This window comes from Bacteroides sp. ET336, from assembly GCF_024733815.1.
Taxonomy (GTDB): Bacteria; Bacteroidota; Bacteroidia; order Bacteroidales; family Bacteroidaceae; genus Phocaeicola; species Phocaeicola cellulolyticus.
Genome location: NZ_JANRHK010000017.1, coordinates 15422 through 30335, shown reverse-complemented (window position 1 = coordinate 30335; position 14914 = coordinate 15422). Strand labels below are relative to the sequence as shown.

At 39.4% G+C, this 14914-nt stretch carries 6 protein-coding genes; 5 read left to right on the top strand and 1 reads right to left on the bottom strand.

Features of this window, described 5'->3' with window-relative positions:
- Window positions 1-4: 4 nt before the first annotated feature.
- From galA to NW213_RS13460, 5 genes are all read left to right on the top strand, one after another.
- Entirely contained in the window at window positions 5-2440 is a 2436-nt protein-coding gene (gene galA / locus NW213_RS13480) for a beta-galactosidase GalA (protein WP_258323091.1), read from the top strand.
- Window positions 2441-2456: 16 nt separating this feature from the next.
- On the top strand, window positions 2457-6179 hold the full coding sequence (locus tag NW213_RS13475) for a glycoside hydrolase family 2 TIM barrel-domain containing protein (protein WP_258323090.1): 3723 nt from the start codon (window positions 2457-2459) through the stop codon (window positions 6177-6179).
- 120 nt (window positions 6180-6299) lie between these two features.
- Window positions 6300-7715, top strand: a complete 1416-nt coding sequence (locus NW213_RS13470; RefSeq protein WP_154045059.1) for a sialate O-acetylesterase — start codon at window positions 6300-6302, stop codon at window positions 7713-7715.
- 140 nt (window positions 7716-7855) lie between these two features.
- The gene (locus NW213_RS13465) at window positions 7856-10867 is read left to right on the top strand and encodes a glycoside hydrolase N-terminal domain-containing protein (RefSeq protein ID WP_375338151.1); all 3012 of its coding nucleotides are present in this window, start codon (window positions 7856-7858) and stop codon (window positions 10865-10867) included.
- Window positions 10868-10869: 2 nt separating this feature from the next.
- Complete coding sequence (locus tag NW213_RS13460) at window positions 10870-13221, top strand: glycoside hydrolase family 3 N-terminal domain-containing protein (protein ID WP_258323088.1); 2352 nt, start codon at window positions 10870-10872, stop codon at window positions 13219-13221.
- Window positions 13222-13418: 197 nt separating this feature from the next.
- Here the strand turns inward: NW213_RS13460 and miaB are convergent, their stop codons facing one another.
- Window positions 13419-14792 (bottom strand): tRNA (N6-isopentenyl adenosine(37)-C2)-methylthiotransferase MiaB, encoded by a 1374-nt coding sequence (miaB, locus tag NW213_RS13455; RefSeq protein WP_258323087.1) that lies wholly within the window; start codon window positions 14790-14792, stop codon window positions 13419-13421.
- Window positions 14793-14914 lie beyond the last annotated feature (122 nt).

The following is a 14914-nucleotide window of genomic DNA, read 5'->3' as shown; positions in this document are numbered from 1 at the left end:
AAACATGAGAAGAAATATTTTTACATTATTATTGGCCATGATGATGCCTTGGTATCCTTTATATGTTTATTCACAACGTGAACGCATATTAATGGATGAAGGATGGCTATTTGCCTTAGGTTCCGCTTCATCTCCGGAAAAAGATTTTGGATGTGGAACAGAGGATTTCAATTATCTGACTAAAGCCAATTCAGTTCATAACAAAGGTCCTTATTCAAAGGACTTTGATGATTCGGAATGGGAGAAGGTCGATTTGCCGCATGACTGGGCAGTGTATTTACCATATGATAAAAATGCTGTACATAGCCATGGATATAAAATGTTGGGGTATAAATATCCTGAAAATAGTGTGGGATGGTATCGTAAGATTATAAACATACCGGAAACAGATTTGGGACGTCATTTGTATTTGCAGTTTGACGGCATTTTCAGGGATTCAAAAATATGGGTCAACGGATTTTATTTAGGAGGTGAGGCAAGTGGATATGCTACACAGACGTATGATATTTCGGAATACCTGAATTACGGGGGAGAAAATCTGATAACCGTTCGTGTAGATGCCTCAATGGCCGAGGGTTGGTTTTATGAAGGTGCAGGAATATATCGTCATGTGTGGTTGCATAAAATGTCTGACTTACATGTGGCTCCTTTTGGAACTTTCATAAGCAGCAGGCTTAACTCTACATATGATTCTGCAGTTTTAAATATTGAAACAAATATAGAAAACTCCGGAATGAAAGCAACATCTTTCAAATTACGTCATATATTATTTGACAGTGAAGGAAAAGAAGTTGGCAGTTGTGATGGTAATGGCGAAAATGTATATCCAAAGACCTCACAAACAGTATGTTCGCAATTGACTGTGGATAATCCGGAGCTTTGGAGTACAGACAATCCATATCTGTACAATGTAATGACAGAGGTTTTTGTCGATGATAAGAAAGTTGATACTTACAATACTACAATTGGTATTCGTGAAGTTAAATTTGATGCGAACAAAGGTTTCCTTTTGAACGGAAAAGTGGTGAAGCTGAAGGGAGTGAATATGCATCAGGATCATGCCGGTGTTGGGGCTGCAATTCCAGATGCCTTGCAGATTTTTCGTTTGAAGAGGTTGAAAGAGTTTGGATGCAATGCTTACCGTTCTTCGCATAATCCGATGACTCCTGAATTGCTAGACGCATGCGACAGTCTGGGTATTCTTGTAATAGAAGAAAATCGTCTTACAGGAATAAATAATGAGCATGTGCGTCTGTTGAAACGTATGATTGAGCGTGACAGGAATCATCCTAGTATTATACTTTGGAGTGTCGGTAATGAGGAATGGGGTATGGAATGGAGTGAACAGGGTACACGTGTGATAGCTTCTATGCGTGAATATTGCCATAGGTTTGATCCAAGCAGGATGATGACTGTAGCATCAAGCGGTGGACCTTCAGTCCTTGTTCCTGCTGATGTGGCAGGTTATAATTACATTCTCCAGAATCCGATTGACAAATACCGTGGGCAATATCCATTACGATGTGGTATTGGTACTGAAGAAATCTCAGGGTGCGGAACTAGAGGGGTATATTTTGATGATTTTAAGAACGGGCATATGGCATCACTTAATCTTAAGCCTAATGGTAAAGACAGTGTACTTAACTGCATAGAACGTGGATGGAAATTTTATTGCGAGCGTCCTTGGTTAGGAGGTATGTTTTATTGGGTTGGATTTGATTTCCGTGGTGAACCTAATCCAATAGGTTATCCACAGACCGGAACTCATAAAGGTATTTTCGATTATTGTGGCTTCCCAAAGGATGAGGCATGGTATTTAAAATCATGGTGGACTGATGAACCTACACTTCATATATTCCCTCATTGGAACCTGGGAGGACATGAAGGCGACAGTATCAAGGTTTGGATTTACAGTAATTGCGACGAAGTGGAACTTACTGTTAATAATAAAAAACTTGGACGTAAAAAGATGCCTGAAAATGGTCATTTGTCATGGGATGCCGTTTATTATCCTGGTACAGTCAAAGCTATAGGATTTAAGAACGGTAAAAGACAATTAACACGGATGATTCGTACATCAGGGAAACCGGAACGTATTGTACTGACTGCAAACAAGGATACATTGTTTGCAAACGGACAAGATGTAGCTGTTATAGATGTGGAGCTAAAAGACAAGAAGAATAATTTTGTTCCTACAGCTTGTCCATTGTTAAAGTTTACCGTTGAAGGCCCTATACGGATTTTAGGTGTAGGGAATGGTGATCCTGCATATAAAGATGGTGATTCGCCGAAGGATAGAGGCACGCGCCACTATCAGGTAAAATCATTCAATGGCTTGGCACAAATCTTATTGCAATCTGATACACAGAAGGGAACGGCTACTTTAACAGTAGAAGGAGAAGGGCTTGCCGGAACTTCTTATACAATTGAATGCAAGTAGTTTTTATATTTATCCTATGAAGAAGATAATATTTTTTATTCTATCTATTCAGGCCGTTATTGGAACAGCCCAAACAGCGTTTCTTGACAATATATATTATTATATAGAGAATCCGGCAATATTTGAGGTTAATCAGGAGCCGGGAAGAAGTTATTACATACCAGAAAGTAACATTTCACTTAACGGCTTATGGAATTTTAGGTGGTTTGTTACCCCGGATAGCATACCAGCTGATTTTTATAGTTATAGTTACGATGATGATAACTGGGATAAAATAGAAGTATCTTCAAACTGGGAAATGTTGGGATATGGTGACAAGCTCTTCAGAAATGTGAATGCCCCATTTAAAGTCAATGTGCCGTTTGTGCCGAGAGACTATAATCCTACAGGTCTGTATCGGAAAACTTTTACAATACCTGATGATTGGGATGGCAAACAAGTATTTTTGCGTATGGAGAAAGTTGCCTCAGCATCATTCGTATGGATAAATGGGCAAGAGGTGGGATATAATGAAGGGGCTCAGGAGCCTGCCGAATATAATATCACGTCTTGTTTAAGGGAAGGTAAAAATGTTATTTCTGTTTTGGTAGTCAAATATAGTGACGGCTATTATCTTGAAGGTCAGGATTATTGGCGCTTTGCAGGAATATTTGATGATGTCATAATCTATTCAACACCGGATACAAGATTGTTTGATTGGTGTGTTGAAACAGAATTGGATGATAATTATATCAACTCAGAACTTAATCTAAGAGTGGATGTAAAAAGGTATGGAAATAGTATAGAAGGTGAGTTGAAAGTAAAAGCCGTTTTGCTGGATAGACACTCCGATATAATAAGTGAGTTTTCATCTCCTTTGTTTGAAATAGAGAGGGAACAGTCTGTATCTATATCAAAAGAAATAATCAATCCTTTGAAATGGACTGCTGAAACACCAAATCTATATGACTTGCATTTGTTACTTTTAAACAGTCAGGATAAGATAATTGATAAAATTGAAACAAAAATAGGTTTTAAGGAAACGCAAATAATAGATGGAGTATTTTGCTTGAATGGAGTTCCTGTAAAGATCAATGCTCAGAATTCACATATGCAACATCCGCGATGGGGACATGTGATGCGTGAGGATGTTATCAGACAGGATTTTGAATTATTGAAACAGTTTAATTTTAATGCCGTGCGTACTTCGCATTATCCTCCTGTGAATTCATATCTAAGATTGGCCAATGAGTATGGACTTTATGTAATAGATGAGGCAGGGGTTGAAGCTCATGCAACAGAATGGGTATCTGAAAGAAGTGATTTTACGGAAATGTATAAAGAGAGAGTGCGAAGGATGGTCTTGCGGGATAGAAATTATCCTTGTGTCTTGTTTTGGAGCGCTGGAAATGAGTCTGGTGAGGGATTTAATATTACGGAAGTTGTGAAAGAAGGCAAGAAATATGATGAAACAAGGCTTTGGATGTATGGTGGAAATGCACCAAAACATGAAGCAGAGGATATTGTCGGCCCTAGATATCCTAGTCCGATAGAGTTGGAAATACAGCAAGGTATGGGCTATGATAATGATATAAGACCTTCTTTTATGGATGAATATTTGTCTGTCGCAGGAAATGGAGGCGGTGGATTGGATGATTATTGGCGTGTCATAAATTCTCATTCAAGGATAATTGGTGGAGCTATTTGGGATTTTGTTAGTCCTGGTATAGAAGAAAAAGTAAGGAGGATACAGGACGGCTCACCATTTGATACTCCTGTAAACATTATGGGAAAAGTATCCTTGAAAAGGATTGGGAATAATACGGTTGCGGACTTTAGTGGTCATGATGCATGGATTGAGATTTACAGAGGAGAGAATCTGGAGTTGACGAGTAATCAGCTTATTTTAAAATTTGATGTATATCCGCGTGCTTCATGTAAGGATTCAGGCTCTTTTATAACTAAGGGCAATAATCAATTTGGGGTACATCAAAACGGAGTAGATGAAATAAAGTTTTATATTTTCACTGACAAAAGGTACGAACTGACAGCAAAACTTCCGTTAAACTGGGAGTATAATTGGCATAGTGTATTATGTGAGTATGATGGAAAATTCATGTCTATATCTGTAGATAATATAGAATTGGCAGAGATGCCTGCTAATGGTCATATTAAGAATCTGCCATTCCCGGTAAATATAGGTCGTAATTCAGAAACCCAGGGGTGTGATATTAATGTTGCTATATGTGACGCAATGATTGATAATGTCGCCATATTTGATAAAATCTATTCAGCAAATGTTTTGAGTAAAGAAAATTCTGTACTATGGCTTGATTTTGAGAATGAAAACTCGTCAGGGACATTTTATAGCTATGGTATTGGTGCAAGGACTTACGGTTCAATATGGCCTGACAGAAAGCCGCAACCGGAAATGTGGCAAATGAGAAAATCAGCACAACCGGTTGATTTCAGCTGGATAGATAATAATGGCAATTTTATTGTTGAGATATGGAATAAGCATAGTTTTATAGAACTGGATAAATACTTGGTTGAATGGTTTCTTACGGAGGATTGTAAAATTGTCCAACGTGGCATTGTAGATGAGAATATAGCTCCGTTGCATAAAAAGAATGTGGCTATACCTATTTCTATACCTGAAATAAAAGATAATGTAGAATATAGATTGGAATTTAAGGTAAGCCTGAAGAGTAAAGAGATATGGGCCGATAAAGGTCATATAGTTGCATGGGAACAGCTTGATTTGCCATGGCATAGGGACATTGTTTTACCTATGCAATGTGGAAACCATAATTTGAATTGTGTGGATACTGATACTTGTTTGTGGGTCGAAGGAGATGGTTTTAAATATGGATTTTCTAAAGGAACTGGACGATTGTTTTCTTTATATATAAATAATGAGGAGGTAATAAAATCAGATGTTGATTTTAATGTATGGAGAGCCCCTCTTGCTAATGAACTGGACGATTGGGCTGCATGGGGAGAAGATCGTACTGGCTGGAAGAAAGAATATGGTATGCGTACCGTCAATGAACAATATTCTTTCGGGATTGATAAATTGAAGGATATCATGGTATCTTTTGATTATAATAAAGGAAATGATGTTGTCAATATTTATAGCCGAAGCTATAAATTGTCTCCTGATGAGTCTTATGGAAAACTAGATAAGTATATATCAGGCGTTCAGATAAATGGATTTGAGAATATATATAGATATTGCGTTAAAAATACTGGAGAGATTGATATAAACCATATGATTGTTCCACAAGGTAGACTTCCGAGGTGGTTAATGAGGATAGGCCTTACAATGGAAATAGATTCTACTTATAATAATATTTTATGGTATGGAAGAGGACCTCAAGAAAATTATCCGGATAGAAAAACAGGATATCCGGTTGGACAATATAGCTCAAATGTTAATGATATGTATGAACCTTATCTGATACCGCAAGATTATGGTTTGAGGTGTGATAACAGATGGTTGATGATTAAGAATAAGAGCGGACGTGGCTTAAAAATCTCTATGAATGAATTGTTTAATTTTAATGTATATCCGTTTTCGACTGATAATCTAACCAAATCATTATATACTTATCAGTTGAAGAAGAGTAAGACTGTCACTTTGAATCTTGATTATGCAACTTCTGGAGTTGGATGTACATGCAGGTCTATAATGTTACCATATAAAGTACCAGTAACAAAATATGAGAGGAGTATAAAATTTTTGCCTTTAAATAAATAATTGGTAACATTTTAAAATAAAATAGCCTATTTTGAAATTAATCTGTTATGAAATAATACCTGCTATGCAAAGTGTAAATAGTAAGATAAATAATAAGTTTAATATAATATTAATTCAAACATGAAAAAATTAATTACGATTACATGCTTGATGATGATGCAGGCTGGAGCAATGGCAAAAATAGTATTGCCTGAAATCTTGAGTGACAATATGGTTTTGCAGCAGCAAACAGATGTTTGTCTGTGGGGGAAAGCAGATAGTGACAAGGAAATAACAATTTGTCCTTCTTGGACGAATAATGTTTATAGAACAATGTCAGATAAGGATGGCAAATGGATAATAAAAATAGAGACTCCATCTGCAAGTTACCAGACTTATGCCATAACATTATCCGATGGCGAGGAAACTAAGTTGAGTAATATTCTGATAGGTGAGGTTTGGTTTTGCTCCGGACAGTCTAATATGGAAATGCCTTTAAGGGGTTTTTGGAATGCTCCAATAGAAGGTGCAAATGAATTGATAGCTACGGCCTCGAAATGGAAAGGCATACGAGTTGCTACAATAGGAAGGGACGGGCAGACAGCACCTGTTGATTACTGTAGGGGCAGTTGGAAAGTTAGTAATCCTGAAAATGCTCCTGAATTCAGTGCCACAGGGTTTAATTTTGCTATGATGATGAATCAGGTTTTGGATATTCCTATTGGTATTATAAATTGTAGTTGGGGCGGTTCTACCGTAGAAGGGTGGTTACCTCGTGAAATAGTGGCAGAATATCCTGATATTGACCTGGAACGTGATATAAGGAGAGAAGACGGATGGTGGCATTATACTAGCCCTACATTGATGTATAATGGTATGTTACATCCATTACAAAATTATACTATTAAAGGTTTCTTATGGTATCAGGGTGAAGCCAATGTGGGAAAACATAATACTTATGCCGAACGCTTGAGGACAATGGTTGAATTATGGCGTAAAGAATGGGGGCTTGGTGAACTTCCTTTTTACTATGTGGAGATAGCACCTTTCAACTCTCCAGAAACAAATTTATTTGCTCTTCTCCGAGAGTCTCAGTTCAAAGCTCAGTCCATGATTCCTAACAGTGGTATGATTTCTACAAATGATTTGGTTATGCCTTATGAAATGAAAAATATTCATCCGAAGAATAAGACAGATGTTGGGAAAAGACTTGCTTATATGGCGTTGAGCAAAACCTATGGTGTACGTGGTATTGAGGCGTATGGACCAGTTTATAAGTCAATGTATATGAAGGATGGTGATGTTTACCTCACATTTGATAATGCTCCGGAAGGCTTCAATCGCATGTCAGACATGGAAGGTTTTGAGATGGCAGGCGAAGACAAAGTGTTCTATCCCGCAGAGGCTGAAGCGTGTGGTAATCAGATAAAAGTAACATGTGAAAATGTAAAAAATCCTGTTGCCGTAAGGTATGGATTCCGCGATTATAAACCGGGTAATGTAGCAAACCTTCGTGGTCTTCCTTTATATCCATTCAGAACAGATAATTGGGAATAAAATATTTGAAGGTGCTCCATCATTTTTATATTGGTGGAGCGCTTTGCATTTATAAAATTGACCATTTATAAATGGTTTTATTGGATAATCCCATAAAAAGATGTTTTTTTGAAAACTGAAAATATCAAAATCTAATGAGAATGTTAAAACATATATTGTCATTTTTATTATTCACCTTTATTGTGTTTTCTGTTAAAGCAGACAATATTAAAATTGCATGTGTAGGTAACAGTATAACAGAAGGCTTTGGGCTGGAAAATCCGTCGCAGGAAAGTTATCCGGCTGTTCTTCAGTCTTTGTTGGGTGATGATTACGAAGTGGAAAATTTTGGACTCAGTGCCAGAACATTGCTCATGAAAGGCGATTTGCCTTATATGAAGGAACAGCGTTTTAAGGATGCACTTGAATTTCTATCGGATATTGTTACAATAAAACTTGGTACAAACGATTCCAAACCTCATAACTGGCTGCATAAGGATGATTTTAAGCATGACTTGAATACATTGTTGGATAGTTTTTCTGCTTTGTCGTCTTCACCTAAAATATATTTGTGTTTGCCTATCCCTTCAGAGAATAAAGGTTGGGGAATAAATGACAGTATAATATATAATTGTATAATTCCGATTATAAAAGAAGTGGCTGTGGAACGGAACATCAGCATGATAGACCTCAATACAGCTATGAGACCTTATTATCCAAATGAATATCAGGATGGGGTGCATCCGAACAAGTATGGTGCGAGGATAATTGCTGAGACTATTTATAAATCTATTACAGGAATGGATCTTTTGCCTGAACTAAGGCGTCCTGAGATGGTATTATGGTATGACGAACCGGCTGCACTGTGGGAGGAAACTTTACCTTTGGGTAATGGAAGACTTGGAATGATGCCCGACGGCGGAACAGATAAAGAACGTATTGTTCTCAATGAGATAAGTATGTGGAGTGGTTCGGAAGCTGATTATCTTAATCCTGAAGCATCAACCAGTTTGTCTGAAATACGCAGACTGCTTTTTAAAGGGAAAAACAAGGAAGCACAGGAACTTATGTATAAAAGCTTTGTACCTAAGAAACCTGAAAAGGGTGGTACTTACGGTGCTTATCAGATGCTTGCCGATATGGATATAGAATATTCCTATCCGGTTGCCGATGAAAGCATGAGCGATTACAGACGTTGGTTGGACTTGAGTGAGAGTGTTGCTTATACTTCTTTCAGAAAAGGTGGAGTAAATTATGTACGTGAGTATTATGTATCCAGAACTGCAGATGTAATGGTTGTACACATAAAGGCTGATAAAAAGAATTCAATATCTTTCAGAATGAATATGAGCAGACCTGAGAAAGGAAAAGTAAAAAGTCCTTCTGACGGCAAACTTCTTATATCTGGCGAACTTGATAGCGGAAGCAAGGCAAGAGGTGTACGATATTCGGCCATAACAAGTGTTGTAGGTCTTGGAGATAAAGCGGAGAGAGAAACCGGGGAGAATTATATATCTGTACGAAATGCTGATGAAGCATGGCTGTTTGTATCAGCCAAGACTTCGTATCTGAATGGAGAAGTGTATTCTACCGAGGCTGAGCGTGTTCTGGATAATGTTTTGGATTATGACTGGAACAAACTTAAAGCGGAAACAATTTCGGCATATGGCGATTATTTTCACCGTGTGGGTATTCATTTGCCTGAGAATTCCAATACTTCACATCTTACTACAGACAAACGTATAGAGAGTTTTCAGTCGTACGACGACCCTTCACTGGCTGCACTATATTATAATTATGGAAGGTATCTGTTGATAAGCAGTACACGTCCGGGTAGCCTTCCTCCAAATTTGCAGGGCTTATGGGCAAATGAGCCTGGCACTCCATGGAATGGAGATTATCATACAAATATTAATGTCCAGATGAACCATTGGCCATTGGAACAGGGTAACCTGACAGAACTTTATCTTCCATTGATTGATTTGGTAAAACGTCTGGTTGAGAGTGGTGAGGAAAGTGCCAAGTCCTTTTATGGAGAAAACGCCAGGGGATGGGTACTTCATATGATGACAAATGTATGGAATTATACAGCTCCCGGAGAACATCCGTCGTGGGGAGCTACAAATACAGGTGGTGCATGGCTCTGTGCGCATCTTTGGGAACATTATCTTTTTACCGGAGACAGAAATTATCTGGCGGAGGTTTATCCTATTCTTAAAGGAGCATCAGAATTTTTCTATTCTACTATGGTAAAAGAACCAAAACATGGATGGCTGGTAACAGCTCCTACATCATCTCCTGAAAATTCTTTCTATCTGAAAGGGAAAGACCGTACACCCATAAGCGTCTGTATGGGACCTACTATGGACATACAGCTGGTTCGAGAATTATATTCTAATGTAATAACGGCATCACATATATTGTCTGTCGATTCATTGTATGCAGACTCTTTGAAGAAGGCTATATGTCAGCTTCCTCCTCATCAAATTAGTAAGAAAGGTTACCTGATGGAATGGCTTGAAGATTATGAGGAAACAGATGTACACCATCGTCATGTGTCGCATTTATATGGATTGCATCCTGGCAATCAGATCTCGGTTTATAATACCCCGGAGTTGGCTGAGGCATGTAAGGTGACTTTAAACAGACGTGGAGATGAAGGTACCGGATGGAGCCGTGCATGGAAAATTAATTTTTGGGCACGTTTGGGTGATGGTAATAGAGCTTATAAACTGTTCAAGAGCCTGCTGTATCCTGCATACACTCATGATAATCCTAAACAGCATGGCAGTGGTACATTCCCAAATCTGTTTTGTTCGCATCCGCCATTTCAAATGGATGGAAACTGGGGTGGAACTTCGGGTATAGGAGAAATGCTTCTTCAAAGTCAGGATGGTTTCGTTAGTTTGCTACCGGCAATACCGGATAGCTGGCAAGAAGGTGAATTCTATGGCATGAAGGTGAGAGGAGGAGCTACCGTTGGATTGAAATGGAAGAATGGTAAAGTGGTGCAGGCTATAATAAAAGGTGGTTGGATGCCTGAATTAAAGATTAAACTTCCGGAATATTGTAGTATGATAACGGTTAATGGTAAAGAGTATAGTTCCAAAGGAATCTTACAACTTGATACAGAGAGAGATAAAGATTACATTATAAATTTCAAATATAAATAACTATGAATCAACTAAAGAACCTGTTTATCGCCTCTGCTTTATGCGTAGGCGTGAGTTCGTGCAGCGTACCGGAGAAAAAATTTCCTGCTGCCATCCCATCAGATCCTGAGATTGAAGCCAACATAAAGGAATGGCTTGGCAAGATGACCTTGGAAGAAAAGATAGGTCAGATGTGTGAAATAACAATAGATGTGGTAAGCGATTTTGAGGAAAGCAAGAAACACGGCTTTGTGCTTAATCCTGCTATGCTCGACACAGTAATAGGGAAATATAAGGTAGGTTCACTCCTTAATGTCCCTTTGAGTATCGCACAGACCAAGGAGAAATGGGCCGAGGCAATAAAGCAGATTCAGGACATTTCCATGAAGGAAATAGGAATCCCTTGTATATATGGTGTCGATCAGATACATGGAACGACTTATACTCTAGGCGGTACTATGTTTCCGCAAGGTATAAACATGGCTTCTTCTTTTAACCGTGACCTTGTCCGTAAGGGAGCAGAAATTTCTGCCTACGAGACCAAGGCCGGATGCATTCCATGGACATATGCTCCTGTCGTTGATTTGGGCCGTGACCCACGCTGGTCGCGTATGTGGGAGAACTACGGTGAGGACTGCTATGTAAATGCCGAGATGGGTAAGGCGGCAGTTGCCGGTTTTCAGGGAGAAGATCCTAATCATATCGGTGAGTATAATGTAGCCGCTTGTATGAAACACTATATGGGATACGGCGTTCCTGTATCCGGCAAGGACCGTACACCTTCATCAATATCCCGTAGTGATATGCGCGAGAAACATTTTGCTCCTTTCCTTGCAGCTATCCGTAACGGTGCATTGAGTGTAATGGTAAATTCCGGTGTTGACAACGGTATGCCTTTCCATGCCAACCGTGAATTACTGACTGAATGGTTGAAAGAAGACCTGAACTGGGACGGTATGATAGTAACAGACTGGGCCGACATCAATAATCTTTGTACACGCGACCATATTGCCGCCACTAAGAAGGAAGCTATAAAGATAGCAATCAATGCGGGTATAGACATGTCTATGGTTCCATATGAGGTAAGTTTCTGTACTTATCTGAAAGAACTGGTAGAAGAGGGTGAGGTCCCAATGAGCAGAATAGACGATGCCGTATCACGTGTTTTACGCCTCAAATACCGTTTGGGACTGTTTGAGAATCCATACTGGGATATCAAGAAGTATGACAAGTTCGGTTCTTCAGAATTCGCTGCAGTAGCTCTTCAGGCAGCCGAAGAATCTGAAGTTCTTTTAAAGAATGAGAATAATATCCTTCCAATAAAGAAAGGTAGTAAGATTCTGTTGACCGGTCCAAATGCAAATTCCATGCGTTGTCTTAACGGCGGATGGTCATACAGCTGGCAGGGACACCGTGCCGACGAGTGTGCGCAGGCATATAATACTATATATGAGTCTTTGTGCAACAAGTATGGAAAGGAAAATATAATTTATGAACCAGGTGTTACATATGCTCCTTATAAGAATGACAACTGGTGGGAGGAGAACGCTCCTGAAATAGGTAAGGCCGTATCGGCAGTTTCCCGTGCCGATGTCATAGTTGCATGTATAGGTGAGAACTCATATTGTGAGACACCTGGTAACCTTACCGATCTTACCCTTTCAGAAAATCAGCGTAATCTGGTTAAGGCACTTTCAAAGACCGGCAAGCCTATTGTCTTGGTATTGAATCAGGGACGTCCACGTATCATAAATGATATAGAACCATTGGCTCAGGGAGTAATCAATGTGATGCTTCCAAGCAACTATGGTGGTGACGCTTTAGCTAACCTTATGTCCGGTGATGCCAACTTCAGCGCCAAGATGCCATTTACATATCCTAAATATATCAATGCCTTGGCAACATACGATTACAAGCCTTGTGAGAATATGGGTCAGATGGGCGGTAACTATAACTATGATTCAGTGATGGATGTCCAGTGGCCGTTCGGTTTCGGTTTGAGCTATACAACATACAGTTATGATAATCTCCGTGCAGACAAGACTTCTTTCACTGCAGTTGATGAAATAACGGTGTCTGTAGATGTAACTAATACTGGAAGTGTAGCAGGTAAAGAGGCCGTTCTTCTGTATTCAAAAGACATGGTTGCAAGCAGTACTCCGGACAACATTCGTCTTCGTAACTTTGAGAAGGTTTCATTACAGCCAGATGAGACTAAGACCGTAAGTATGAAGATAAAGGGAAGTGATCTGGCCTTTGTGGGTTATGACGGCAAGTGGCGTCTGGAGAAAGGTGACTTCAAACTGAAATGTGGCGATAAGTGGATTGATTTAAGCTGTTCAGAAACTAAGGTTTGGGAAACTCCGAATAAATAATTGACAAAAAAGAGGGTGTATCAAAACTAAAATGACTACTCCCTAAAGTTACAGATTATAACTATAATATTTAAAAGGGGCCGTATCAAACTCTGTATTGAGTAATGATGCGGCCCTTTTTTACTCTTTTAGGGTGCTCAAATTTCAAATTATAAGTTCATTTTTTCAAAAAATGAATTTTGACACACCCTCTTTTTTTATTCAGTAACTTCAACACCCTTCAGGGTAGCTGAGCTTGATTCTGCAATCTTTACTTTTACAAAGTCACCTATACGGTGTGAACCTCTGTTGAATACTACGACTTTATTCTGTTCTGTACGACCGAACAATTGTTCTTTTGAGCGTTTTGATACGCCTTCTGCAAGAACCTCGAATGTCTTTCCTACATCTTTAGCGTTGCTCTCGGCAGAAAGCTGGTTTTGCAATTCAATCATTTCGTTCAGACGTCTGATTTTTATCTCTTCTGGCACATCATCAGGAAGGTGTTTTGATGCGTATGTACCAGGTCTTTCGGAATACTTGAACATAAATGCAGAGTCGTATGCACATTCGCGCATAAGCGACAGTGACATCTGATGATCTTCTTCCGTTTCGCTGTGGAATCCTGAGAATATGTCTGTGCTGAGTCCGCAGTCAGGAATGATGCAGCGTATAGCATCAACTCTCTCAAGATACCATTCGCGTGTATATTTTCTGTTCATCAGTTTCAGTATGCGTGAACTTCCGCTCTGTACTGGCAAGTGAATATGCTTGCATACGTTTGGCACCTCTGCTATGACATGGAGTGTCTCATCGCTCATATCTTTAGGATGTGATGTTGTGAAACGTACTCTCATTCCAGGCACAGCTTCCGCCACAATACGCAGTAGCATAGGGAATGTCACTGTTTCTCCGTCTTTTTCGAAACGGTATGAATTTACGTTCTGTCCTAGTAGGGTTACTTCCTTGTAGCCTTTCTTTTCAAGATCGTGAACCTCGTTCAGGATACTTTCCACGTCGCGGCTTCTTTCGCGACCTCTTGTATAAGGAACGATACAGTAATGGCAGAAGTTGTTACAACCACGCATGATTGACACAAATCCTGAGATGTGATTGCCACAGATACGCGAAGGAATTACGTCGCGATAGGTCTCTGTAGTTGACAGCTCTACATTGATAGCCTTCTCTCCTGCTTCTACCGATGCTATAAGTTCCGGCAGAGTCAGGTATGCATCAGGACCTGCCACGAGGTCAACATGATGGTTTTCTATCAGGTCTTCTTTCACACGTTCTGCCATACAGCCCAATACACCTACTATCAGGTTTTTCCTTTTCTTTCTCAGAGAATGGAAGAATTCCAGACGGTTCAGAATTTTCTGTTCCGCATTGTCTCTGATAGAACACGTGTTCATAAACACTGCATCAGCTTCCTCAAGGGTTTCGCATGGAGAGTAGCCTGCCATCTGCATGATGGATGCTATTACTTCACTGTCTGCCACATTCATCTGGCATCCGTAAGTCTCGATGAACAGTTTCTTGCTGTCCTGTTCAGTTGCAGATTTTAAGTCTGCTCCTGTTGTTTCATTTGTCATAATTGATTGATTTATTGATTAAAATTTTTGCAAAGATAGTGCAAATAGAGGGAAACACAAAAGGGGAAACGGGGTTTTCGGCTCATGTCGCAGCCGGTAGTAGTTACAGGTAAGAGATATGA

Excerpts from the sequence above, each read along its gene's own strand:
- galA (WP_258323091.1), top strand. The coding sequence starts at position 5 with ATGAGAAGAAATATTTTTACATTATTATTGGCCATGATGATGCCTTGG.
- NW213_RS13475 (WP_258323090.1), top strand. The coding sequence starts at position 2,457 with ATGAAGAAGATAATATTTTTTATTCTATCTATTCAGGCCGTTATTGGA.
- NW213_RS13470 (WP_154045059.1), top strand. The coding sequence starts at position 6,300 with ATGAAAAAATTAATTACGATTACATGCTTGATGATGATGCAGGCTGGA.
- NW213_RS13465 (WP_375338151.1), top strand. The coding sequence starts at position 7,856 with ATGTTAAAACATATATTGTCATTTTTATTATTCACCTTTATTGTGTTT.
- NW213_RS13460 (WP_258323088.1), top strand. The coding sequence starts at position 10,870 with ATGAATCAACTAAAGAACCTGTTTATCGCCTCTGCTTTATGCGTAGGC.
- miaB (WP_258323087.1), bottom strand. The coding sequence starts at position 14,792 with ATGACAAATGAAACAACAGGAGCAGACTTAAAATCTGCAACTGAACAG.